The sequence below is a fragment of the Lichenihabitans psoromatis genome (assembly GCF_004323635.1).
In the GTDB taxonomy this organism is placed as follows: Bacteria; Pseudomonadota; Alphaproteobacteria; order Rhizobiales; family Beijerinckiaceae; genus Lichenihabitans; species Lichenihabitans psoromatis.
In genome coordinates this window covers 2,685,525-2,709,666 of sequence record NZ_CP036515.1, presented here as the reverse complement: position 1 = coordinate 2,709,666, position 24,142 = coordinate 2,685,525, and the positions used below count along the sequence as shown (strand labels likewise).

General features: G+C 64.0%; 16 protein-coding genes. 9 read left to right on the top strand and 7 right to left on the bottom strand.

Annotation, left to right across the window (positions count from 1 at the left end):
* Positions 1 to 112 precede the first annotated feature (112 nt).
* Positions 113 to 1,291: an MFS transporter gene (locus EY713_RS12580; protein ID WP_131115331.1), complete on the top strand. Its 1,179-nt coding sequence runs from the start codon at positions 113 to 115 to the stop codon at positions 1,289 to 1,291.
* 22 nt (positions 1,292 to 1,313) lie between these two features.
* Here EY713_RS12580 and dksA read toward each other — a convergent pair whose 3' ends face one another.
* Positions 1,314 to 1,733 carry an RNA polymerase-binding protein DksA gene (gene dksA / locus EY713_RS12575; RefSeq protein ID WP_131119651.1) on the bottom strand — a complete coding sequence of 140 codons (420 nt, stop codon included), beginning with the start codon at positions 1,731 to 1,733 and terminating at the stop codon, positions 1,314 to 1,316.
* Between the two features lie 199 nt (positions 1,734 to 1,932).
* Here dksA and EY713_RS12570 point away from each other — a divergent pair, with 199 nt between their 5' ends.
* The 4 genes from EY713_RS12570 to EY713_RS12555 are packed head-to-tail and all read left to right on the top strand — an operon-like array spanning position 1,933 to position 6,117.
* On the top strand, positions 1,933 to 2,475 hold the full coding sequence (locus EY713_RS12570; protein ID WP_165491118.1) for a SixA phosphatase family protein: 543 nt from the start codon (positions 1,933 to 1,935) through the stop codon (positions 2,473 to 2,475).
* Between the two features lie 33 nt (positions 2,476 to 2,508).
* Positions 2,509 to 3,465 (top strand): hypothetical protein, encoded by a 957-nt coding sequence (locus EY713_RS12565; RefSeq protein WP_131115327.1) that lies wholly within the window; start codon positions 2,509 to 2,511, stop codon positions 3,463 to 3,465.
* Between the two features lie 7 nt (positions 3,466 to 3,472).
* On the top strand, positions 3,473 to 4,957 hold the full coding sequence (locus EY713_RS12560) for a YcjX family GTP-binding protein (protein ID WP_245572703.1): 1,485 nt from the start codon (positions 3,473 to 3,475) through the stop codon (positions 4,955 to 4,957).
* Positions 4,954 to 6,117: a YcjF family protein gene (locus EY713_RS12555; RefSeq protein ID WP_131115325.1), complete on the top strand. Its 1,164-nt coding sequence runs from the start codon at positions 4,954 to 4,956 to the stop codon at positions 6,115 to 6,117. The genes EY713_RS12560 and EY713_RS12555 overlap by 4 nt, the downstream gene beginning before the upstream one ends.
* A 6-nt stretch (positions 6,118 to 6,123) precedes the next feature.
* Here the strand turns inward: EY713_RS12555 and EY713_RS12550 are convergent, their stop codons facing one another.
* From EY713_RS12550 to EY713_RS12535, 4 genes are all read right to left on the bottom strand, one after another.
* Entirely contained in the window at positions 6,124 to 7,017 is an 894-nt protein-coding gene (locus EY713_RS12550; protein WP_170314078.1) for a protein-methionine-sulfoxide reductase heme-binding subunit MsrQ, read from the bottom strand.
* Positions 7,018 to 7,281: 264 nt separating this feature from the next.
* The gene (locus tag EY713_RS12545) at positions 7,282 to 8,319 is read right to left on the bottom strand and encodes an NAD(P)/FAD-dependent oxidoreductase (RefSeq protein WP_131115323.1); all 1,038 of its coding nucleotides are present in this window, start codon (positions 8,317 to 8,319) and stop codon (positions 7,282 to 7,284) included.
* A gap of 144 nt (positions 8,320 to 8,463) precedes the next feature.
* Positions 8,464 to 8,784, bottom strand: coding sequence for a 2Fe-2S iron-sulfur cluster-binding protein (locus EY713_RS12540; protein WP_131115321.1), 321 nt, complete (start codon positions 8,782 to 8,784; stop codon positions 8,464 to 8,466).
* A gap of 192 nt (positions 8,785 to 8,976) precedes the next feature.
* Positions 8,977 to 9,414, bottom strand: a complete 438-nt coding sequence (locus tag EY713_RS12535; protein WP_165491117.1) for an Hpt domain-containing protein — start codon at positions 9,412 to 9,414, stop codon at positions 8,977 to 8,979.
* A gap of 391 nt (positions 9,415 to 9,805) precedes the next feature.
* Here EY713_RS12535 and EY713_RS12530 point away from each other — a divergent pair, with 391 nt between their 5' ends.
* Complete coding sequence (locus EY713_RS12530; protein ID WP_131115317.1) at positions 9,806 to 17,422, top strand: apolipoprotein A-IV repeat region-like domain-containing protein; 7,617 nt, start codon at positions 9,806 to 9,808, stop codon at positions 17,420 to 17,422.
* 22 nt (positions 17,423 to 17,444) lie between these two features.
* The gene (gene dgcA, locus EY713_RS12525) at positions 17,445 to 18,425 is read left to right on the top strand and encodes an N-acetyl-D-Glu racemase DgcA (RefSeq protein WP_131119645.1); all 981 of its coding nucleotides are present in this window, start codon (positions 17,445 to 17,447) and stop codon (positions 18,423 to 18,425) included.
* Between the two features lie 20 nt (positions 18,426 to 18,445).
* On the opposite strand, the gene EY713_RS12520 is transcribed toward dgcA, so the two are convergent.
* Positions 18,446 to 19,063, bottom strand: coding sequence for a helix-turn-helix domain-containing protein (locus EY713_RS12520; RefSeq protein ID WP_131119643.1), 618 nt, complete (start codon positions 19,061 to 19,063; stop codon positions 18,446 to 18,448).
* A 302-nt stretch (positions 19,064 to 19,365) separates the two neighbouring features.
* On the opposite strand from EY713_RS12520, the gene EY713_RS12515 reads away from it, so the two are divergent.
* The gene (locus EY713_RS12515; protein WP_131115315.1) at positions 19,366 to 20,184 is read left to right on the top strand and encodes a UDP-2,3-diacylglucosamine diphosphatase; all 819 of its coding nucleotides are present in this window, start codon (positions 19,366 to 19,368) and stop codon (positions 20,182 to 20,184) included.
* The gene (locus tag EY713_RS12510; RefSeq protein WP_131115313.1) at positions 20,184 to 21,227 is read left to right on the top strand and encodes a glycosyltransferase family 4 protein; all 1,044 of its coding nucleotides are present in this window, start codon (positions 20,184 to 20,186) and stop codon (positions 21,225 to 21,227) included. The genes EY713_RS12515 and EY713_RS12510 overlap by 1 nt, the downstream gene beginning before the upstream one ends.
* Positions 21,228 to 21,349: 122 nt before the next feature.
* Here EY713_RS12510 and EY713_RS12505 read toward each other — a convergent pair whose 3' ends face one another.
* Positions 21,350 to 24,034 carry a DNA translocase FtsK gene (locus EY713_RS12505; protein WP_245572702.1) on the bottom strand — a complete coding sequence of 895 codons (2,685 nt, stop codon included), beginning with the start codon at positions 24,032 to 24,034 and terminating at the stop codon, positions 21,350 to 21,352.
* Positions 24,035 to 24,142: the final 108 nt, after the last annotated feature.

Here is a 24,142-nt window from a genome sequence, read left to right as displayed (position 1 = left end):
TTGCCGACCAAAATAGCTGGCATGTCGATTCAAATCTGGTCAACGACGAGAAATCGACCGACCACAGCCTGCGGTCATGCGCCGCGTGATGCGGGGGAGAGCCGTCAACGTTATGCAGCATTCGACAGGCGCCAGCGCTCCCGCGCAATCGACCAACGTGCGGATCTTTACGACCGTGCTGGTCACCTTCGTGGGTTACGCGGCGATCGCATTGCCGCTGGCCGTTTTGCCCGGCTACGTTCATGCGACGCTCGGCTTCGGGGTGGTGCTGGCCGGGCTCACGATCAGCACCCAATATGTCGCGACGGTCATCAGCCGCGCTCAGGTCGGCCGCATGACCGATACCTATGGCCCGAAGCGTGCCGTGCTGCTCGGCTTCGCGGGGTGCCTGTTCAGCGGCCTCATGACGCTGGCGGCTAGCCTGGCGCAAGGCTCTCCAGTCGTCAGCCTGACGCTCCTGCTGCTCGGACGGCTGGCGCTCGGCATCGCCGAAAGCTGGGTCAGCACCGGCGCCATCACCTGGGCGATCGGTCAGGTCGGGCCGCAGCACACCGTCCGCATCATCAGTTGGAATGGCATCGCGACCTATGGGGCTCTTGCGGTCGGCGCGCCGATCGGCGTGCTTCTGGTGCAACGCTTCGGCTTCGCCAGCATCGGGCTGGTGTCCTGCCTTCTCGCAGTGATCGGCCTCGCCATGGCGATCGGCAAGCCGGCCGTCGCGGTGCTGACCGAAAAGCGGCTGAGTTCGAAAAGCGTGCTGGTCCGCATCATGCCGTTTGGCTGCATCTTGGCCTGCGCCTCCGCTGGTTTCGGCGTCATCGCGGCCTTCGTGACCTTCTTCTTTGAAAGCCGCCACTGGCAGGGCGCGTCATTCGCCCTGAGCTCGTTCGGTATCGCCTTCATCGCGGCGCGCTTGATGCTCGGCAACATCATCCTCCGCCACGGCGGCCTGCGCGTGACGCTGGTGGCCGCGACGGTGGAAGTCGCCGGTCTGCTGGTCTTGTGGAGCGCACCGATCCCGGCGCTCGCCATGGTGGGCGCGGCCCTGACGGGCTTTGGCTTCGCGCCGATCTTCCCGGCGCTCGGCGTCGTGGCGGTCGCCCGTGTGCCGGCCCAGAGCCGCGGTGCGGCGCTTGGTCTCTATTCGGTGTTTCTCGACGTGTCGCTCGGGGTTCAGGGGCCGCTCGCGGGGCTCCTGATCGACCGTTTCGGAACCGCGTCGCCCTTCCTGCTGGGCGCTGTGGCGGCAACCGTGGGGCTGGGCATCACGGCATTTCTTCTCGGCCGGTGAGGCCGAGCCTCGTTTTTCGGCCTCAATCGTCGCGGTAGATCCGCTCGCGCCGCTCGTGCCGCTCCTGCGCCTCGACCGACAAAGTGGCGATTGGCCGCGCGTCCAAGCGCTTCAAAGAAATCGGCTCGCCGGTTTCCTCGCAATATCCGTAGGTTGCATCGTCGATGCGGGACAGAGCCGAATCGATCTTGGCGATCAGCTTGCGCTGACGGTCTCGGGCGCGAAGCTCGATCGCGCGATCGGTTTCAGACGACGCGCGATCAGCAAAATCGGGGTGATTCTCGTTCTCGTTTTGCAAAGCCGTCAGTGTCTCACGGCTTTCGCGCAGCAGATCTTCACGCCACACCAAAAGCTTGCGGCGGAAATACTCACGTTGACGTTCATTCATGAACGTCTCATCGTCCGAAGGGCGATAGCCCTCATCGATCGTCGCAGAGCGCATCATGGGTGGCGGGCTCCCCCGTTTAGTTGGCGGCCTTATAGCGGCGCTTGTTCGCCGCTACAACGTCAGCACGTGGCTTTTTCTGTGTGTCGGAGCCTCAGCCTGAACGGCATGGTATAAGCACGAAACCGGCCGATACCCGCATTCTTTTTCCCAACCGGCGGCGATGTCGCGGCGCTGCCCCAAGGTCCATCGACGCATGAAGCGACTTCTTCTCCTCCGCCACGCCAAAGCCGAGATGGCGCCCAATGGCCAGGCCGATCACGACCGTAGATTGAGTTCCCGCGGGCTCCGAGACGCGCGAGAGGTTGGAGCCGTCATCGAAAGACAGGGCTGGAGCCCCGATTTCATGCTTGTGTCCGATGCGGCCCGGACGCGCGAAACACTCGAACAGGCCATGCCGCAGCAGACCGCAAGCCGCACGATCGAGATCACGCCCGCGCTTTATGATGCGACCGCCCCCGACATTCTGGCGCTGATCCGCACGATACCGGACACAGCAACATCGCTCCTCGTGATCGGCCATAACCCCGGTATTGGCGAGCTTGCGCGACAACTGGCCGCTGCTGGCTCGCTCCCTGACCTGCATCGCCTCGCGACCCGGTTTCCGACCTCAGCCCTCGCGGTCATCGCCTTGTCGGCGGAGCATTGGGCGGACGTTGGCGCGCCACAGGCCATGGCAGGCGAAGATCAACGTCTGGAGGCGCTCGTCTGGAGCGACCCATCCGGCAAGGCCGATTGATGTCGGATCCGTGGCTGTAGGACCGGATCGATCATGTTCGACCTGATCCTGATCGTCGTGACGGCGCTGCTGGTCGCCGGTCCGCCCGTGCCGCCGCCGCTTCCCTCGGCCTGGTCTCGCCCGGTCGCGTTCAACCCCAAGGAGCGCGAGGTCACCAACTGGCGAAGCGAGGCGTTGCTTCATCTCACCCTCCCCCCGACAGCCGATGTGCGACTGGCGACAGGGCGCGATGCGCCGCAAGTCACCCGCTGCGTTCGCCTCAACAACTACTGGTGCATTAAGCGCGCCGGTTGGGCCGGCGAAATCGCGGCCGATCGCGATGGTCACGTGGCGTTCTCGTCGGCTCGCGAAGGCGCTGATGTCGCGGCTCTGCTGCTTCGCCGCTACTATCTCGATTATGGGCGGCATTCGGCCATGGCGATCATCTCGCACTGGGCGCCAGCCGAATGCGGCGTCGATATGCGAGGCGGAACGAATCGCGCTGACGGCCTCTCCACCCGCGGACTCGGGCGCACCTTACGATGGCGGTTCCTCGCCTCGCGCGGCCGACATCGCATCGCTGGTCGGGCCGGCCGCCTGCACCGCTCCGTGGTGCCCGACCGCCAGATCGTCCTTGCGCGCGCGCCATCGATCGCGGTGGGATTGGGAGAACGCGCCGTCAACCTTCCGACGCTGCCATTGTCGAGCCTGTCGCTGCAAGCGTTCGGTGCGGGACCCAGCGGCGGCTTGCCGACATGCGGGGGAGACCAAGCCCGCATCAAGGCCTATGCGTCCAAAACGGCGGAGGGCGTTGCGTCCGGCATCGACGCCGACCTCAATCTCTTCCTCTCCGACGGCACCCCAACGGCGAGCTTGGCGCGCGTCATGCACAACATGTCGGCGGTCGAAATCGGCCCGCTGGGAGCAAACGACGCGCTGGTCCGCGCCGCCGTGGATCGGGCCATCGCTGTTCAAACAGAACAGGCCCGCGCTGTTAAAACAGCACCATGATGGTTAGATGCTGCCGACTGTCATGTGGGATAATGCCTTGCCGCTTGTGACCGACATCATCCACGACGCGCGCATCGCGGCTCAAAGTCTCGCGGATTATGTCAGTGGAACCGGGCTTCGCCTCGGCGTCACCGGGCTGTCGCGGGCCGGCAAAACGGTGTTTATCACCGCGCTCGTGCATAATCTGACGCAAGGCGGCAAGCTTCCGGTGTTCCGGGTGTCGGCTGAGGGGCGCCTCTCCCGTGCCTATCTCCGGCCTCAACCCGATGATGCTGTGCCGCGCTTTGCCTATGAGGACCATCTGGCGGCCTTGACGGTGGATCGGCAATGGCCCGACTCGACGCGGCGCATTTCCGAGCTTCGCCTCACGCTGGAGTTCGAGCGCAAGGGCGCATGGCGGTCCGGGCCTTCGACCTTCACGATCGACATCGTGGATTATCCCGGCGAATGGCTGCTCGATCTTCCGCTGCTGAATAAATCCTATGCCCGCTGGTCGCGGGAGACGCTCGAGGCCAGCGCTTTGGCGGCCCGTGCGCCGCTGGCGGCCGCCTGGCGCGGATCGCTGCAGGGGCTCGATCCAATGGCGCCCGGCTCGGAGGAGGTGGCGCGACGCAGCGCCGAGCTGTTCACGGCCTACCTCCGCGCCAGCCGTACCGAACTCTACAGCCTCTCGACCTTGCCGCCCGGACGCTTTCTGATGCCCGGCGACCTCGAAGGCTCGCCAGCCCTGACCTTCGCGCCTCTGCCGGTCGACGAGGGCGCCAGTGTCCCCTCCAACTCGCTCGCGGCCATGATGGAGCGGCGCTACGAAGCCTATAAGAGCCACGTGGTCGGGCCGTTCTTCCGCAATCACTTCGCGCGCCTCGACCGTCAGATCGTTCTGGTCGACGCCCTGTCGGCGCTGAACTCCGGCCCCGGTGCGGTGCGCGATCTCGAGGTCGCGCTATCCGATCTGCTACTCGCTTTCCGGGCCGGCCGCAGCTCCTTCTTGTCGACGCTGTTCCGGCCGCGCATCGACAAAATCCTGTTCGCGGCCACCAAAGCCGACCATCTGCACCACACCAGCCATGACCGGCTGGAATCAATCCTGCGGGTTTTGACGGCTCGAGCCATTGCACGGGCCGAGGGCGTCGGCGCCAGCGTCGATGTGATCGCTCTGGCGGCCGTTCGCGCCACGCGGGAAGTGGCCGTCAAGGAAGGCCGCGACACGCTGGACGCGATCGTCGGAACACCCTTGGCCGGCGAGCGGATCGACGGCGAAACGTTCGATGGGTTGAGTGAAGCCGCGGTATTTCCGGGCGAGCTACCCTCCGATCCCAAGCTCGCATTTCGGGGCGATGCCTTGGCGGTGGCGGATGGCGAGGCCGATTATCGGTTCGTCAAGTTCCGTCCGCCGCAGGCGGTGCGGGGTCCAGATGGCGCCGCCTTGCCGCTGCCGCACATCCGGCTCGACCGCGCCCTGCAGTTCCTGTTTGGAGACCGGCTGGCATGACCGACCTTCCGCCCCGCGCGGAGCTTCGCCGCCCGCGCGCCTTCAAAATCACGCCCGATCGACCGATCGGCGCGACGACGACGGAGGTCGCGGAGACAGCCGAGGCTCCGCTTGACGGGGTCGCATCGGACGCCACCGCGGAACGGCCTGCGTGGCGGGAGCGGCCGCGCGTTCTTCGCCCGAGCGCTCGCGTCGAATTTGAGGAGCAGCCTGACCCCTATGCCCGCGAGGCCGCCGCCGTCGTTGACGGTATGCCGAGCGAGGAAGTCGCGATCGAAGTGGCGCAGCGGCGCGGCATGGTGGCGCGTGGGCTGCTGAGCTGGGGCGGCCTGTTCTGGTCGGCCCTTGGTGGCCTCGTGTCACTGGCGGTGGGCCTTTGGATCACGCGCCTGATCGACGATCTTTTCGCGCGTGTGCCGGGCCTTGGCTGGGTGGGAGTCGCGCTGGCGGCGCTCGCGGCGCTGGCGCTTGTGGGACTGGCGGTTCGCGAGGCGCTCGGGGTGGCGCGTCAGCGCCACGTGGCCGTGTTGCATAAGCGGCTCGCCGACGCCCATGCGGCCGACGATCGCGACGCGGCGCGAAGCGGCATCAAGGATCTCGCCTCCGTTTATGCGGCGCGACCCGAAACCGCACGGGCCCGCCAGGATCTCGCGGCGTTGTCGACCGAGATCATCGACGGACGCGACCTCATCGATCTCGCCGAGCGTCACCTGATGGGTCCGCTCGACGCTCTGGCCCAACGCGAGATCGCGCTTGCGGCCAAGCGAGTGTCGGTCGTGACGGCCATCAGCCCGCGCGCGATTCTCGATGTGGTCTTTGTGATCGGCCAGACGGTACGGCTGATCCGCCGCATTGCGGAAATCTACAGCGGCCGACCGGGGCTTCTCGGCTTCGTGCGGCTGGCCAAATCCGTCGGCGCGCATCTCGCCATCACGGGCGGCATGGCGGTCGGCGACAGCATCCTGCAGCAGGTTGTCGGCCACGGGATTGCGGCTAAACTCTCGGCTCGGCTGGGCGAGGGCGTGCTGAACGGGCTTCTCACCACGCGGGTGGGACTATCGGCCATGGCGGTGTGTCGCCCCATGCCATTCGCTGCTCTCAAACAGCCGGCCTTGCGGGATGTCGCGCCGTTTCTGTTCGGCGGCGACAAAAGTCTTTGACGGACGTCAGATCGACCGCGCCACGGTGGCGCGGGGCTCGCGTCGGCTCGGCTGCTTCGCCCCGGACGTATATTTCACCCAGAGCGGACGGGTGACACGCACCAGAACCACGACCAACCCGACCGCCAAGATCCACCAAGATGATCGCAGCGGCGAGTCGAAATCGAGGTTGGCAGAAAGAACGAGGCTGAACGGCCGATTGTTGACGATCTGATACCAAGCGGCCTCGAGCAACGCCGTCCCGAAAGCCGCACCCACCGCCAGCGCCAGCAAAGCCACGACCTGATCGGCCCAGCCCCGCTTCTGCAGCAGGCGGTAGCCCATCAGCAGCAGAAACAAGCCGGCCATCAGAACTGGCTGCGTAATGTTCAGCTTCGCCTGTAGGAAGAAGTGGAGAAGCCCCAGAACGCCGAGCAGATAGACGATCTGATGCAAACGGTTCCAACGTTTGGCCCCGATCCTGCGGATCATGCCATCGGTCGACGTGGCTCCCAGGATCATAAAGCCCACCAAGGCCACGAACCCGATCGTGAGATAGAAGCGCAACACGATCTCGGTCGCGACATGCACGAGATCATAGTTTTGGTCGACGATGTAGAGCGTGAAATGGAGGGCCGCATAGGCCAAGACCGCGAGGCCAAGCATGCGGCGAATGGCGATCAGTTTATTCCATTGCGCCAATCGGCGGAGTGGCGTGATCGCGAGGGAGATCAGCAGGAACCGAACCGCCCAGGTCCCGGATTGATGGATCGCCTCGGTGACCGGCTTCGGCTGTAGCCAGCCCATGTCGAGTTGCAGCGCGATCCACAGGCCGGGCACGAAGAGCAGCACGAATGTGACAAGCTTGAGCCAGGACAGCCGGCCCGTGCGGTCAAGCCATGGAAGCGTCTTGATTGTCATCCGTCTCGCCTGTCACTCTCGCCGTATCCTTGGATACCGGCCCCGACACAGATACGATACAGCCGTCGAACGCGTTACGTGACGGAGAGATATTTATCGCTTGCGCCGAAACTCGTGCCCGCGACGGGTCGTAGCTTCTAGCGAGCGTGTGGATGACGGTCGGCGTCCCCTCTGACCGTCGTTTTCGGCACGCTTTCCCCGTCCGAGAATTTCGGGGATGGCCCGCGCCGCGCCCCCCGGCGCGGGCCTAATGCGGGACACGCCTCAGGCGACCCCGAGCTTCTTCTGCAAGCTCGTCGACGACGTCGTATATTGAAACGTCAGGCGCTTCTCCGGATAGACGTAGCGATGCACCCGCTGGGCCGCGAGTGCTCCCTCGTGAAACCCCGACAAGATCAGCTTGAGCTTGCCCGGATAGGTGTTGATATCGCCAACCGCGAAGATGCCCGGCACGCTGGTTTCGAATTTCTCGGTATCCACAGGCACGAGATTCTCGTGCAGGTTCAGACCCCAATCAGCAATGGGTCCGAGCTTCATGGTCAGCCCGAAGAAGGGCAGCAAGACGTCGCATTCGATCTCGGTCGTGGTTCCGTCGTCATGCTTGATGGCGGCGCCCTGCAGTTGACCATCCTGCCCCTTGAGGCTGGTAACCTGCCCAAGCAGCAGATCCATCGCGCCATTGCCGACCAGTTCTCGCATCGCGTTGACCGAATGTGGTGCGGCACGAAACGCATCCCGTCGGTGCAGCAGGGTCACGCGCTCGGCCAGGGGATGCAGGTTCAGGGTCCAATCCAGCGCCGAATCGCCGCCGCCCACGATCAGCACCTTCTTGCCCGCAAACGCTTCCATTTTGCGGACCGCGTAGAAGACCGACGTGCCCTCATAGAGTTCGATGCCGGTGATTGGCGGCTTCTTGGGCTGGAACGATCCGCCACCCGCCGCAATCAAAATCGACTTGCACTCGAAGATCTGACCTGCATCGGTCCGCAACCGGAACTTCGGCGCAGTCGCGTCGCCGAGGACCTCGACCGACTCGACCATCTCGCCGTAATGCATCGTCGGGCTAAAGGGCTTGCATTGCTCGAGCAGATTGTCGACCAGCGCCTGTCCGGTCACGAGCGGGAAGCCAGGAATATCGTAGATCGGCTTCTCCGGGTAAAGCTCGGAGCACTGACCGCCCGGTTTGCTCAGAATGTCGATCATGTGGACCTTCACGTCCAGCAGGCCGAGTTCGAACACCGTGAACAGCCCAACCGGGCCGGCGCCGACGATCACCACATCGGTAACGATGGTTTCAGTCATCAATAAATCCTCGGGTCCGCATCACTCGAGACGCGACCGGGTCGTTTCTCAAAAGGGTCGAGCCGGACAGGCTCAATAGCGCAAACAGGGTACGATGTGAAAGTCCCGCGACGCGGACATGACATCGCGGCGACTGGAGCCGAATCAGCCCTGGCGTGAGGGCGTCCGAACCGTCAGTCCATCGAGCGACGGCTTCACTTTGATTTGGCACGACAGCCGCGAGTTCGGTTTCACCTCGAATGCGAAATCGAGCATATCTTCTTCCATTGGCTCGGCTTTGCCGGTCGCCTCGACCCATTCGGGCTCGATATAAACATGGCAGGTCGCGCAAGCGCAGGCGCCACCACATTCCGCTTCGATTTCGGGAATGCCGTTGCGGACTGCTGATTCCATCACGGTCGAGCCCTGCTCGGCCTCTACGTCGCGCGAGTGGCCCGATGAGTCGATGAACGTAATTTTAGCCATGACGCTTCGGTGAGCCCCCGGTACTGATAAAGACGAGACAGCGACAGCCGGTGCGCCTCAAATTGAGCCCTGGACCGGCGGGCGACGCATCGAACGCTCCGCTGCTCTTAGCCAGTTTCAGCGCCGATGGCGAGAGTGCCGTTCCGTCGCGCCTTGCTCTAAACGTCCTTAACTGACGCTATAAAGCCGGACTCACTCGGGACGGCCAAGCAGATCGTCGATGACCGAACAAGCAAGATCGACGCTGCCCCCAAGCTGCTCCAGTTTGTCGCGGCTCAGCTTGACCGAATGGTGCGGATCAGCCGACCGAATCTCCCGTTCGAGCGACTGCGCCTGATCGGCAACGCGCCATGAGCCGACGGCGCGCGCCGACCCACAAAGCTTATGCAAAAGATCGCCCGATTGCTTGGGCATCATCACGCCTTGAGCCGACGAGGACGTCAGGGTTTGGACGATGCGTCGCGCCTGTTCCGCGAAGAGATTGAGCAATTCGACCTCGAGATCCCGATCGCCGAGCGTTTGACGCGACAAATGTACAAGGTCGATGCTCGGCAGATCGTCGTCATGCTTAACAGGCGAGGATCGGTAGGGATTCGGCAGAAGATCCGCGTGACGGGTGGCGGACGGCATCGCATTCATCATGGAACCCTTGGTATGGTGAAGTTCGAGACCGGCGACCGACAGAGGCGCTGAGCGTCTATGAAAAATGTTCGAGACGCCGCGCGTTAACGACGTTTGCCTCTTTCGATCGTGCGTGCGTTTGCAACGGAGCCTCACGCGAGTAGACTGCGGTTTGGTTAATGATCCTTTGCTTTCCACATCATCGATCCGAATGATGATCGTTAAGCGGCGGAATGTTGGCTAAGAGGGAAGATCACGTCGATTCAATCATGCGACAAACGATTGATCGGCGGAGTTCTTTCTTGAGTTTGATTGTTCTTCTTTGGTTCGATCAAGAGTTTCGCGGGTCCGATCCGGCGGCGTCTTGATGGTCGAAGCGTGTATGCGTTGAGGTGTGGACATGGGCGTGCAAAATCAAGCCAAGGATCCTGCTGCGGCAGCGCTCCTGGCCATCGAGGAAGCCCTCAATCTCGTCAATTTGAGCGGCCCTGCGCCTGAACAGGACGCCACAGCACCCGACATCCAATCGACGCGGGCTATGAACGGCCCCGATACCGCTCCGGCGCTGCAGAGCGCATCCCGATCGGACGAAACGGATGACCGAACCACGGCGCCCGAAATTGGCGCTCAGGCGCCGAAAGCCGAAGCGACCCGCCGCGACGCGCCGCCTTTCGCGCCGGCCGGACCGCCGGCCAACGACGATCGACGCTCGGTCGGGCAGATGCTGCAGACCTTGCGAGCGCGTCCAAGCCCCACACCCTATATCGTCGCCGCCGCCGCATCGGTTCTCTGGGCCGGGCTGTTCTTCTACACCCTCTATGGACGTGGCACCGGCCTCCAGGGTCTTACGGGGCCTGACCTTGCCATCAGCCTCGCCACCCTGCTCGGGCCGATCGTCTTTATGGTCGTTTCGGCGGTTCTGTTGCGTCGGGCGCAAGAGATGCGATTCACGGCCCGGTCGATGACCGAAATCGCCATCCGGCTCGCGGAACCCGAGACGATCGCGACCGAACAGGTCGTCAACCTGTCCCACGCGATTCGACGCGAAGTCGCCTCCATGGGTGACGGGATCGAGCGGGCCCTCGCCCGCGCCAGCGAACTCGAAACCATGGTGCGGTCGGAAGTCGCCAATCTCGAGCGGTCCTATTCGGATAACGAGCGGCGTATGCGCCAGCTGATCGGCGAATTGTCGAGCGAGCGCGAAGCGATCGTGTTCAACGCCGATCGCGTGCGGACGGCGATCACGAATGCGAACGAAAGCCTCGCCCATGATCTCGAAGCAACCAGCAACCGCATCGCTGAGAGCGTCAGCGAGGCCGGCGCGCGGGTCACGACAGCGATTGGCATCAAAGGTGAAGAGATTACCGCGTCGCTGGGCCGCACAGGCGATACGCTGGCAGAGCGGATCGCTGCCCACGGGGCCGAAATGGTCGGTCATCTGACCGATACGACGTCGACGGTTTCGCTGCAGCTCACCGACGCGACGTCGGGCGTTGCGGACGCCTTGGCCGAACGGATCAGCGCCGTCGACGGCCGACTTCGCATTGCCGGCGACGCGCTCCTCAACGATCTTAGCTTGCGTGGCGAGAACGTGGCTCAACGGATCGAGCAGACCGGGGCCGTCATCGCCGAGACCATCTCCGAGCGTGGCGACAGCTTGGTCGGGCGTCTGGCCGAAACCAACAACCGCCTGCACGAGACCGTCACGGTTCATGGCAAGGCCCTCGACGAATCGATCGCGGTCACGGGCGAGCGCGTCGCCAACCTTTTCGCGGACCGCACCTTCGCGGCGCGGGAGGCTCTCGAACATTCGGCCGAGACCCTGACGGGCTTGTTCGATGCACGGCATGCCGAACTCGTCGGCTCGGAGGACCGGCTCACCGCCTTGCTGGCCGCCCGGACCGATCAGACGCGCGATGCGCTTGACCATGCGAACGCGACTCTTCAGCAGCTTTTCGACGCGCGCCTCCACGACATCGCGGCGGCGAGCGACACCCTCGTGCAGCGCTTCGACGAGCGCGCCGACCACGTCCGCGTCGCGATCGAGACATCAGGCGAGGCGGTCGATCGGCTTTTGGCAAATCGGCACAGCCACGTCGTCGATGCGATCGAGCAGATCGCCGCTGACGTCGAGACGCGCGTCACCGCCAGCAAAGAAGCGCTTGATCTGTCAGGCGAGCGGCTGCATCGGCTGTTCGATCAGCATGGCGCAGAACTCACCGGCACCGGCGACCGCGTCGCGGCGCTGCTGAACCAGCATTTCACCCGTCATGACGAGGCTGCGCGCCTCAATGCGGAAGATCTCGAGCGGGTGCTGAGCGCTCGCCACGCGGATCTCGACGGCGCGAGCGACCGTTTCGCTTCCCTGCTCGACCATCATGCCAACGCAACCCGCGAGAGCCTTGATGGCGCTGGCGAAACACTCGATCAGCTTCTCGGCCAGCGGCATGCGGATCTCCTCGCCGTTCAGGCCGAACTCGCGGCAACGCTCGAGCAGGGCCAGATCGGTGCGCGCGAAATCCTGGCCACAACGACCGAAACAATTGGCCAGTTGTTCAACGAGCGACAGGCCGAATTGGCGAGCTTGAGCGAGACGTTGCTCAAGACCGTTGCGGCACATGACGAAGCCAGCCACGCAGCCGTCACCGGCTCGACCGAAGCGCTCTCGCTCGCTTTCGAGCGCGGGAGATCTGAACTGGCGAACCTGGGCGACTCCGTCGTGACGAGCCTCGACGAACGTTATGCGGCGCTCGCCGCCGTCGGCGACCATCTGGCGACCGTGGTTGATGAACGCACCCATGCGGCAGCCGATGTGCTGAGCGGATCCGCCGAAACCATCGCGCGTCTGATCGAGCATCACGGCACCGAATTGGCGAATCTGAGCGATCGCGTCGCGGCATCGCTGGACGAGCGTGCGGAGGCGGCGCGTCATGATGTCCAGGCCAGCCACGATCGCATCGGTGAGGTTTTCAACGAACGTCACGCCGCTTTGGCGGATCTGGCCGACCGATTCACTGGTCTCGTGACCGATCGCACCGCGCAGGCCTCCGATCTCCTGAACGGATCGACCGAAACGATCGGCCGGTTGGTCGAGCATCACGGCTCGGCCTTAGCAGATCTCAGCGAGCGGATGACGGTCGCATTCGAGGAGAGCAGCGCAACCGCAAGCGACAGAGTGCAGGCTGCCACCCAGCAGATCGGCCAACTCTTCGACGAGCGCGAATCCGCCCTGAAGGCGGCGGGCGATCGCGTCGCGGATCTTCTCGAGCATCGCACCCTCGCGGCGCGCGACGCTCTCGATGACCATGCAGACCGCTTCGGCCATCTCTTCGACGAGCGCCATGCCGCGCTCGCGGCCACCAGCGAGGATTTCAGAGCGGCGGTCGAAGGTTACGCCAGCCAATCGCTCGCGGCGTTGACCGATGCAGGCGGCACCCTCGGCCAGTTGTTCGACAAACATCAGCAGGAGCTTGCGAACTTCGGCGACCTCCTGGCGCAAGCAGCGGCTGAGCGAGCCGATGCGGTGCAGTCCGTGCTCGACGAGGCCAACAACAGGATCGCAACCGATCTCACCGATCAGACCGCAGCGCTGACCGGATTGGGCGAGCGCTTCGCCGCCATGCTCGACGAACGGGCCAACGATGCCGCACAGGCGCTCGCGGCATCGAGCGATGCGCTGGCGCAGATGTTGACCGACCACCATGTCGGCCTCGGGGCCATGGGTGAGCAGATGGCCGCGACCGTCCGCGAGCAGGCTTTGTCGGCCACCGATGCGCTTGCCGTTTCGGGTGAAACCATCGCTCGCACGGTTGCCGAGCGGCAGGCCGATCTCGTGGCCGCCGGAGAAGCCATCGCGGCCACGATCGCGGCGCGGGCTGTCGCGGCTCGCGAGGCGCTCGATCGCTCCGGCGCCGACTTCAGCCAACAGATCGATGGTCGGAGCGCCGAGATCGTCGAGGCTGGGGATCGGATCGCCGGGTTGCTCGATGAACGGGCTGCCGCAGCGCGCGATGGGATCGGTCAATCGGCCGAGGAACTCGCGGCCTTGCTGTCGGATCGCGAGACCCGATTGCGCGCGATCCTCACCGAGCATCTTCAAGCCTTGGAGCGTGACTTCGCCCAGGCGACGGATCACGCGATCGCCGGTGTGTCGGAGACCGGCACGGGCTTCCATGCCCGCTTCGGCGACACGGTCGCCGAGGTCATCGCCGCTCTCGGCACGCATGGCGACCGGGTCAACCAGCACATCAACGACAAATTGGCCGGCTTGGATGCCGCGCTCGGCCAGCAGACCGGTTCGTTGAACGCCTCGATCGACGCTCATACGGATCGATTCGCCACCCAGTTTGCCGATCGTCTCGGCAAGATCGAGGTGGTGTTTGCGGGGCATGGCGAAGGAATGGTGGAACGCCTCGCCGATCGCTCACGCGAAACATCAGAGGCGATCGAAGCGCAGATGCACGCCTTCGAGGAGCGTCTCGGTTCGCGTGCCGGAACCATCGGCGAGTCGCTCGATGGCGTCATGTCGCGGGTCCATGCGGGGCTTGATGCTCGCGCCAAGACCTTGAACGAGACGCTGGCGCAGCGCACCCTGGAAGTCGCCAAGGCGCTCGGTGACGGCAGCCGGGACGTGACACGCGCGTTGGACGAGAAGGCGAAGGAGATCAATGTTCTGTTGATCGACCGCTCCGGTCAGATCGCCGATACTCTTGCGGCCAAGGTCGCCGAAATCGATGGCGTGCTCGGCTCGCGTGCCGATGCGATCGCCGAGAGCCTGGATACCCGCATCGCGCGGTTGGAGCAGGATGTCGTCGAACGGCTCGATCAGGTTAGCACGACGCTCGATGGGCGTGGGACCGCGGTCACCAACGCCCTCGGCAGCCAAGCGAGCGAAATCGATCGCATCTTCGCCGAACGCACGAAAGCGATGGACACAGCGGCGGCGCAGCGGAGCCAAGCGCTTTACGCCGCGCTCGACACCCACGTCCAATCCCTCACCACCACCTTCGGGACCAGCGCCGAACAGGCCGCCGGGGCCCTCGAGGAACGCACCGCTTGGATGCACGAGACGCTGACGTCGCGGCTCGACGACATCCGCACCACGATCGGGACCGGTGTCGACGATATCGAGCGCACACTCGAGGCGCGGACGACCGCCATCAACGATGCCGTCACGCAGCATGTCGACGGCATCAAGACGGTCGTCGGCGACAGTGTGACGGTGTTGCATGACGCGCTCGGCACGCAGGCCGATGCGATCCAGCTCCAGGCGAACGAGATTCGCGCGGCGCTTGCGGCTCGGGAAAACGACGTCGGTCGGGCGATCAACGGCCATGTTGACACGATGAAGACCGTGCTGGGTGGCTCGGTTGCGGATCTCCAGGGTGTCATCGCGACCCATGCGGCCGATGTCGGACATCACGTCGAAGCAATTGACGCGATGCTGACGGTCCGAGCGGATGCGCTCCAGAACAGCTTGTTGACGCATTCGAATGCCGTCGATCACGCGCTTGGCGTTACCCAATCCATGATGGCCAACATGCTCGGCGCGCGCGCCAACGAGATCGAGCGGACGCTCGGACAGCGGGCGAGCGAGATCAACGCCTCGCTCGCGACCCATGTCGGGACGATGCAGAACGCGCTCGACGGCTCAGCCGAACGCCTCGACCACGCGCTTGCGCTTCGCGCCGAGGATATTTCCGAGACGCTGGGACGCCGAACCACCGAGATCGAAGGGGTCCTGACCGGCAACATCGAGGCGCTTCAAACGTCGTTGACCGGCAACGTCACCACGATGGGCAACGTCCTCGGCACGGGGATTTCGGTGCTCGACCGCTCGCTCGCCCAACATGCCGCGAGCATGGCTCGCACCCTCGAAAGCCGCTCGAGCGAGATCGGAACCGCGCTCGACGGCAATGCCGCCCAGCTGCGTGCCACGCTGGACGACGCCATCCGTGCCCTCGACAACTTGCTCGATGGCGGCGCCGAACGGCTCGCCACGACGCTACAGGCCAGCACGACCGGCCTCGGCGATAGCCTCGAGACGCATCTCGGCCTCGTCCGCGACACGTTGACGACGGCCGTTCACGACCTCGACGGCTCCCTCGGGTCGCGGACCCAGGAGATCAATCAGGCGATCGGTGATCGGCTGGAAGAGCTCCATACGACACTCGAAACGCGTCTCGGGGACATCAGCAACGCGCTCGACGAACGCGGCCGCGTGCTGCACCAGACCCTCGCGAGCCGGTCGGGCGATCTCCATGATCTCTTCGACAACAAGGGGCCGATCCTGGTCGACCTCCTGTCGGCGCGGGGCGGCGAAGTCGCGCAGGAACTCGCCGGCATCGGCGAGATGGTGGCGCAGACGATCGAAGATCGCGGACATGCGATCGTTCAGCATCTCGGCGCCAAGCAGGCGGAACTGACCACGTCCATCGATCAGTCCGCGCAGACGCTCCGTCGCTCGCTCGATGCAGGCGCGCGCACCTCGGTCGCGGCTCTGGTCGGGACCAGCGACACGCTGAAGAATGAAGTTGGGGCGCTGCTCGAGCGGCTCGGCGCAACCAATGCGGCACTTTCGCATCTGATTGACGAAGCGTCCGCGACCCTCTCGGGCGTGGACACAGGCTTGCAGAACCGTCTGGCCGACTTCAACGACAACATCGGCCTCGTCACCGCGCAGGTCGACGCGATCAGCCAATCGGCCGAAACCAGCATTGGCGACGCGCGCGCCGTGGCTGGGTCGATCGAGACGCATCATCAGGCTTTGATCGATGCGGCACAGGCGCTGGCACAGACGCAGGCCGAGGTCGATGCAGAGATCGATGGTCGCCGCGCGACGCTCGATGGACTGCTGGCTAATGTGAACGCCCGGGTCGAAGACTTCGACGGTGTCATGCGCTCTTTTGCGAGCCTTGTGGACGATTCGCTCGATCACGCCGAGACGCGGGCGCGCGACCTCGGCACTTTCCTGGCCGACTCGGCTCAAGCCACGACGGGCGCCATTAGCGAGCATTTCGACGCCGTGCGGACCGTTACGGTGGACGAACGCGACCGAACTGCCGCCGCGTTGCGGACGATCCACGATCAGTCGACAGCCGACATGACAGCGATCTTCGGCAGCGCAGTCGAGAAGTTCCGCGCGTCGGCCGGCGAAATCCGGCAGATGGCGAGTGAGATCCATCGCGAGCTCGAAACCGCCAGCCAGGATCTGCATCGGTCGACCATCGAGTTGCCGCGCGAAACGGCCGAGCAGGCCGCCGAGGTTCGTCGCGTGGTAAACGAGCAAGTCAAAGCGCTGCAGGATCTGACGGCGGTCATCGCCCGAACCAGCAACGGCAACGATGTGATCGAGCCCGCCTCGGCCCGACGGACAAACAGCACGGAGACCGCGGTCTCAACAGGGCGCGCGCCGGCGCGGGCGGCTGAGCCCCGTAGCCAGCAACTTGTGCCGGCACGTGCTCCGGTGCGGACGACAGACGCCACCCGCAATCCGGACGGGGGTCCGCGGCTTCCCGCTGCGGCGCGTCCTGCTCCGCTGACCGGCGAACGTGGCCCGGGGTGGTTGTCGGATCTTCTCGCTCGCGCCTCGTTCGACGATAATGTCGAGGCGTCAGAGGGGTCTCCGGCGTTGGAAGCGGTCAAGCCGCCTGCCCCGCAACAGGCCGCCTCCACAACGGCGGGGTCGCTCGCGAGCATCTCGTTCGATATTGGCCGGTTGATCGACGAGGCGGCAGCGACCCAAGCATGGGAGCGCTTCCGTCGGGGCGAGACCCACGTGTTCGGACGCTCGATCTACACGGCTCAGGGTCAACAGACCTTCGAGGAGGTCCGTCGCCGCTATCGCAGCGACGCGGACTTCACCGAGACCGTGAACCGCTACACGCAGGAGTTCGAGCGGTTGCTCAGTGAGGTCAGCCGAGACGACACCGACGGCAGCGTGACACGCCGCTATCTCTCCTCCGAGACCGGCAAGGTCTATACGATGCTGGCCCATGCGGCTGGGCGTCTCGGCTGACGTCGAGGAGCCTCCGTCCATGATGCGAACACTGACCGCCGCGATCGAGACCTTTCGGCTCGCGGCGCCATTCGTGATCGCGCGGGGCGCCAAGACCGTCAGCACGGTCGTGGTAGCCACTATTCAGCAGGGGGAGCATCGCGGCCGGGGCGAATGTGTGCCCTACGGACGCTATGGCGAGACGGTCGATAGCGTCTTGGCGCAGATCGCAAGCCTCCGGAACGCGATCGAAAACGGCGCCGATCGGGAGGCGTTGCAGAGCATGCTGCCTGCCGGAGCGGCGCGTAACGCGGTGGATTGCGCGCTGTGGGATCTCGAGGCCAAGCGCCTGGGTCTCCGGGCCGAAACACTGGCCGGTCTGCATCGGATCGGCCCGGCCACCACGGCCTACACCCTATCGCTCGGGACGCCGGACAGCATGGCCGATGCGGCGCGCGCGGCCGCAGAACGCCCGTTGCTGAAGCTCAAACTTGGGGGCGCTGGAGACCCGGACCGGATTGCGGCGGTGCGGGCGGCGGCACCGGATGCGGAGTTGATCGTCGATGCCAACGAGGCGTGGCGCGAAGACGACCTTGATCGCAACTTCGCGGCCTGTGTTGCGGCCCATGTCGCGCTCGTCGAACAGCCCTTGCCAGCAGGTCAGGATGGCGCTCTCGCCCGCATGACGCGCCCGGTTCCGGTTTGCGCCGATGAAAGTGTTCATGACCGAAACGGCTTGGCGGCCCTCGTCGACCGGTATGATGTGATCAACATCAAACTCGACAAGACGGGCGGCTTGACCGAGGCTTTGGCTCTGGCCGACGAGGGTGAGCGGCTTGGCTTCGGACTGTTCGTCGGGTGTATGGTCGGAACATCGCTCGCCATGGCGCCCGCGATGCTGCTCGCGCCACGCGCACGCTTCGTCGACCTCGACGGGCCGCTGCTCCTGGCTGAGGATCGGCCGCATGGACTGGTCTATGACGGGTCGATGGTTTATCCGCCGAGCGCGGAGCTCTGGGGCTAGGCCAGCGGCGTCGAGCCGCCCTATTCCATGACGGCCGCCTTCAGAATACAAACCATTGTGGCGCGCGCGAACTCGCCCGATCGATTGCGAATCGTGTGCGGACGGTCGCACCGGTAGCGAAGCGTCTCGCCAGCGCGAACGCGATCGGTCGCGCCCGCGACTTCAACCTCCAACTCGCCCTCGATAACAGATAGACATTCGATCGAGCCGCGCTGATGCGCCTCCGAATCCAGCATGCCGCCCGGATCGGCTGAAAAATCATACCATTGCAGCCATTCAACCGTCTTGATCCAGCCGATGATGGCCAACCGACACCGGCCATCGTCCGAAACAAGCATCGGCGTGTCGCCTCGGCTCGATTTTTCGACGAAGGGCTCATCCTCGGCCGCCTGCAGCACCCGGTCGATCGAAATGTCGAGAGCCTGCGCGAGTCGCCAGATGGTCGCGAGAGTTGGGTTGGTCTCGTTACGCTCGATCTGACTGATGATGGATTTGGCGACGCCGGATTGTTCGGACAGCTCGGACAACGACAAGTTGTAGGCTTTGCGGAGACGCTGAACCGTCTTCCCGAGTTGGCCTGAAACTGCGATGGCGCCCGCCTCGAGAGCTTTCGCTTTGTCCCGTCCTTCGACGCCCATCGGAAACGCACCTGCAAGTTGATCGTCGGACAAGCCCAAGCTTTGACCCGTCCAGCCTTCGCAGCCGTTTGCCATTCTAAACGATTTCGTTTGGATTATCGAACGAAACTTTGAATCATTCCGGTTCAACGACGTCGGTCTCTGGTCTGGCCCACCCGTCGCCTCGTTGCCAAATTGGCGCTCTGGACAGGATTTTGGGCTTATCCCGCACCGCAGCGGTGCCGAAGCTTCAATTTCGGGGCAATGTCACATCAGTGCCATGCCGCTGGGGACATGAGATACCAATCAGGGATTTTGGCTGGATGACGGCGATGACCCAAGACATTCGACATTTTCGATCGCTTTTCATTTCGGACCTGCACCTTGGAACCAAGGGATGTCAGGCCGGGCTCTTGCTCGACTTTCTCAAGCGGCACGACGCCGACACGATCTATCTCGTCGGTGACATCATTGACGGCTGGCGGCTGCGGAGTGGGTGGTATTGGCCACAGCTTCACAATGACATTTTGCAGAAGCTGCTGCGGAAGGTCCGCAAGGGCGCCCGCATGGTCTACATCCCTGGCAACCACGATGAATTCGCCCGCGAATATGTCGGCTATAATTTCGGCGGCGTCGAGATCATGCGCGACACCACCCATGTGACGGCGGACGGTCGGCGCTTCCTCGTCACCCATGGCGACGACTTTGATATCGTGGTCAGACATGCCCGCTGGCTCGCGCTTCTGGGCGACTGGGCCTATGAGGCGGCGCTGAAGACCAACACCTATTTCAACATCGTGCGGCGACGTCTCGGCTTTCCATATTGGTCCTTCTCGGCCTGGGCCAAGCTCAAGGTGAAAAACGCCGTCAACTTCATTGGATCGTTCGAGACGGCACTCGCCGAGCAGGCGCTGAAACACAATGTCGATGGCGTGATCTGCGGCCACATCCATCATGCCGTCATCCGAGAGATCAACGGCATCACCTACATCAACACCGGCGACTTCGTTGAATCCTGCTCGGTGGTGGTCGAGCATTACGACGGCAGTTTCGAGATCATCCGCTGGTTGATGCTGGGTCCGAGCATGGAAGCCGAGCCTGCCGACGTTGATGATCTGGGACAGGCGAAAGTCGCAGCCTGATGCGGATCGTTATTGCGACCGATGCTTGGCATCCGCAGGTCAATGGCGTGGTACGGTCGATCGAAGCGATGGCAAAAGCGGCGCGTCCGCTCGGTGCCGAGGTCGAGTTCCTGACGCCGGAGGGCTTTGCCTCGGTCAGCATGCCGACCTATCCCGACATTCAGTTGGCCTTCGCGACGTCGCCTGCCGTGGCACGGCGGATGGCAGATCTGAAACCAGACCATATTCATATTGCGACCGAAGGCCCGATTGGCCTCGCGACCCGTCACTATTGCCGCCGGGCCGGGCTGGTCTTCACCACCAGCTACCACACGCAATTTCCCGACTATATCGCGGCGCGTGCTCCGATTCCGAAGCGTCTGACATTTGCGGCTTTGCGCTGGTTTCATAACGGCAGCGCCGGAACCATGGTGTCGACCGGCAGTATCGAGCGTGAATTGACCGCCAATGGCTTCCGCAACCTGATGCGCTGGTCGCGCGGCGTCGACCAAGACATGTTCAAGCCACGCGCCATGTCCGTTCTCGACCTGCCGCGCCCGATCTTTCTCTCGGTTGGCCGTGTCGCTGTCGAAAAGAACGTCGAGGCGTTCCTGTCGCTCGACCTGCCCGGCTCGAAGGTTGTCGTCGGCGATGGTCCGGCGCGGGAGGATCTGCAGGCGCGCTTCCCCGATGTCACATTTCTCGGCATGCAGACCGGCGAGGCGCTTGCGGCGATCTACGCGAGCGCCGACGTCTTCGTCTTTCCGAGCCGCACCGACACGTTTGGGATCGTGCTGCTCGAAGCGCTGGCGAGCGGTCTTCCGGTCGCGGCGTATCCGGTGCCCGGCCCGAACGACGTGATCGGAGAGAGTGACGTTGGGGTGCTGGACGAGAATCTGGAACTCGCCTGTCGCAAGGCCCTGACGGTGGCGCGCGACAAGGCACGAGCTTTCGCACTGAGGTTCACCTGGACCGAAAGCGCCCGGCAATTCCTCAACAATGTCATGCTGGCGCGAAGCGCCAGCCCGCAGCCGCTGGCACAGCGAATTTCCGACGTCGCTTAGAGTATCGGCCCACGGGACCCCCTAACGGACATCCGGCGCGGCCTTTTCGGACATGCTCACGCATAGGCAGGCACCGACGGGTCGCCCATGAGGCTGCCGTCGGCGCTGATTACGCGGATGCGTCAGGCGTCCTCGGCCTCGTCCGGAAGGTCGATGTTGATGGTCCGCATGTCGCGGCTGTAGATCAGGATTTCGCGCTTCCCGGCATGGTTGGCAGGCGCCACGATGCCTTCCTTTTCCATCCGTTCGACGAGCGACGCGGCCTTGTTGTACCCCACCGAGAGGCGGCGTTGGATATAGGAGGTCGAGCACTTCTTGTCGCGCAACACGACTTTGACGGCTTGTTCGTAAAGATCGTTGCCATCCTCGCTCATGGCGCTTTTGTCGAACACGGCGCCGTCTTCGGTGCCCTCCTCGCCCGCGACGGCGTCGGCGGTCTGCTCGGTATCGTCGACCGTGACGTCGAGATATTCGGGCTGGCCCTGCGTCTTGAGATGCGCGACCACGAGCTCCACCTCATGGTCGGACACGAAGGGGCCATGCACGCGGCTGATGCGCCCGCCGCCCATCATATGCAGCATGTCGCCCTGCCCGAGCAGTTGCTCGGCGCCCTGCTCGCCCAAGATCGTGCGCGAGTCGATCTTGGACGTGACCTGGAAGGAGATGCGGGTCGGGAAATTGGCCTTGATGGTGCCGGTAATGACATCGACCGAGGGCCGCTGCGTCGCCATGATGAGATGGATGCCCGCCGCGCGCGCCATCTGGGCGAGCCGCTGGATCGCGCCTTCGATCTCCTTGCCGGCCACCATCATCAGGTCGGCCATCTCGTCGACGATGACGACGATATAGGGCAGGACCGTGAGATCCATCTCTTCAAGCTCGAAGATCGGTTCGCCGCTCTGGCGGTCGAACCCCGTCTGCACCGTGCGGGTGATGACTTCGCCCTTGGCCTTCGCCTCGGCGACCCGGACGTTGAACCCGTCGATGTTGCGGACACCAACCTTGGACATCTTCTTGTAGCGATCCTCCATCTCGCGCACGGCCCATTTCAGCGCCACGACGGCCTTTTTGGGATCGGTCACGACCGGGGTCAGAAGATGCGGGATGCCGTCATAGACCGACAATTCCAGCATTTTGGGATCGACCATGATGAGGCGGCACTCTTCCGGCTTCAGCCGATAGAGCAGCGACAGGATCATGGTGTTGATCGCGACGGACTTGCCCGAGCCGGTGGTGCCGGCGACGAGCAGATGCGGCATCCGGGCCAGATCAACGATGACGGGTTCACCGCCGATCGTCTTGCCGAGCGCGATCGCAAGCTTGTGCTTGGATTGCGAGAAATCCTCCGATGCCACGAGTTCGCGCAGGTAGACCGTGTCGCGACGCTGGTTGGGCAATTCGATGCCGATGACGTTGCGGCCCTGGACGACGGCGACGCGGGCCGAAATGGCCGACATCGACCGAGCGATATCGTCCGCAAGGCCGACCACGCGGGAGGATTTGATGCCCGGCGCGGGTTCGAGTTCGTAGAGCGTCACGACCGGACCGGGCCGCACGTTGATGATCTCGCCGCGAATGCCGAAATCCTCGAGAACTCCTTCGAGCAAGCGCGCATGCTGCTCCAACGCATCGCGCGTCATCACGATGCCGGTCGACTTCACCGGCTCGATCAGAAGATCAAGCGGCGGGTGCTCATAAACCCATTCGCCGCGCGGACCCCGAACTCGGATCGGTTTGGCGGTCTGGTGCAAATTGCCCATCATCGACAGATGCAGGGCGTTGATGGGCGGCATCGATGGGCGGATCATCTCGACGACGCTGGACGCGACGGCCGCCATGGGAGCAGGCGCTTCCGCCAAGCTCTGATCGATCAGATTGGCGTCATCACCGTTCTGTTCATCGCTTTCGATCGCGTCCGGTTCCAGATTGAAATCCTCCTGCGGCAGAGGCGCGTCGACCACCTGAGTGGCGCTCAGAAAGCCCGCGAGAGCTTCGCGGACATTGTCCTGCTCTGCAGGAATGACCGGCAGCGCGATGGCGCCGAGCAGCACGACGCGGCCCCACGGCTGAACCAGATGCGTCTCCACGTCGAGGTCGGCGTCGCCGGGCAAAATGGTCGCATCCGTTTCCACCGCAGGCATTACGCCCGCGATGTCGTCGTCCACGGCGACGACCAGTCGGCCGACCTCAAAAGCCTCAGCCATCACCCCGTCGATCGCGTCCTGTGCCGTGGCGTTCGGCGAAATTGTCGAAGGCGCATCTGCGGCAACTTCCGGCTCGATCCGTGACAAAATGCGATCCGGGGTCCGCGTATTGCGAACGTTGGGCGGCAGCACGTAAGGGCTTCGGTCAAACGAGGAGGTGACGGCCGCAATCGGCGCAGACGCCTCATCTCGCCTGTCGCGATCCTCACGCGCTTGCTGCAGGTTGACGACCTCATCGTCTTTGAGAGGGCCGACCTGTGCCCACATCCCTCTCTCTTGCATGAGGATATGGTCGGGCGTTCGGGTGAACCGCACATTCGTCGGGTCTTTGAAGGGCTCCAGCCACGGCGGGATGACAAACCGCAGATCGGGGTTCTCAGAGGTGGTAGCGCCGGAGGGGACGGCGGGCGCGGCGCGAAGCTGGTCGGCGGGTGATTGCCCCGCCGCCATCATTTGCGCCAGGTAGTTCTGCAACCAGGTTTCGACATTGCCGGTGATGTGGCCGAGCATGGCGGTGTAGAGCGCCTGCCAATCGGCCATATCCCGCGCCGACGCCGTCGAATTGACGGTCGAGCGACCGGTCCCCTGATCCACGGGAGGCATGATCATATCTTTCGGAGGATGCATGAGAAAGGCTGCATGGGAGACATCGAAAACCGGCGACCGGCGATGACTCACCATGAATTGTTGACCTTAACAGCTCCTTAGAGA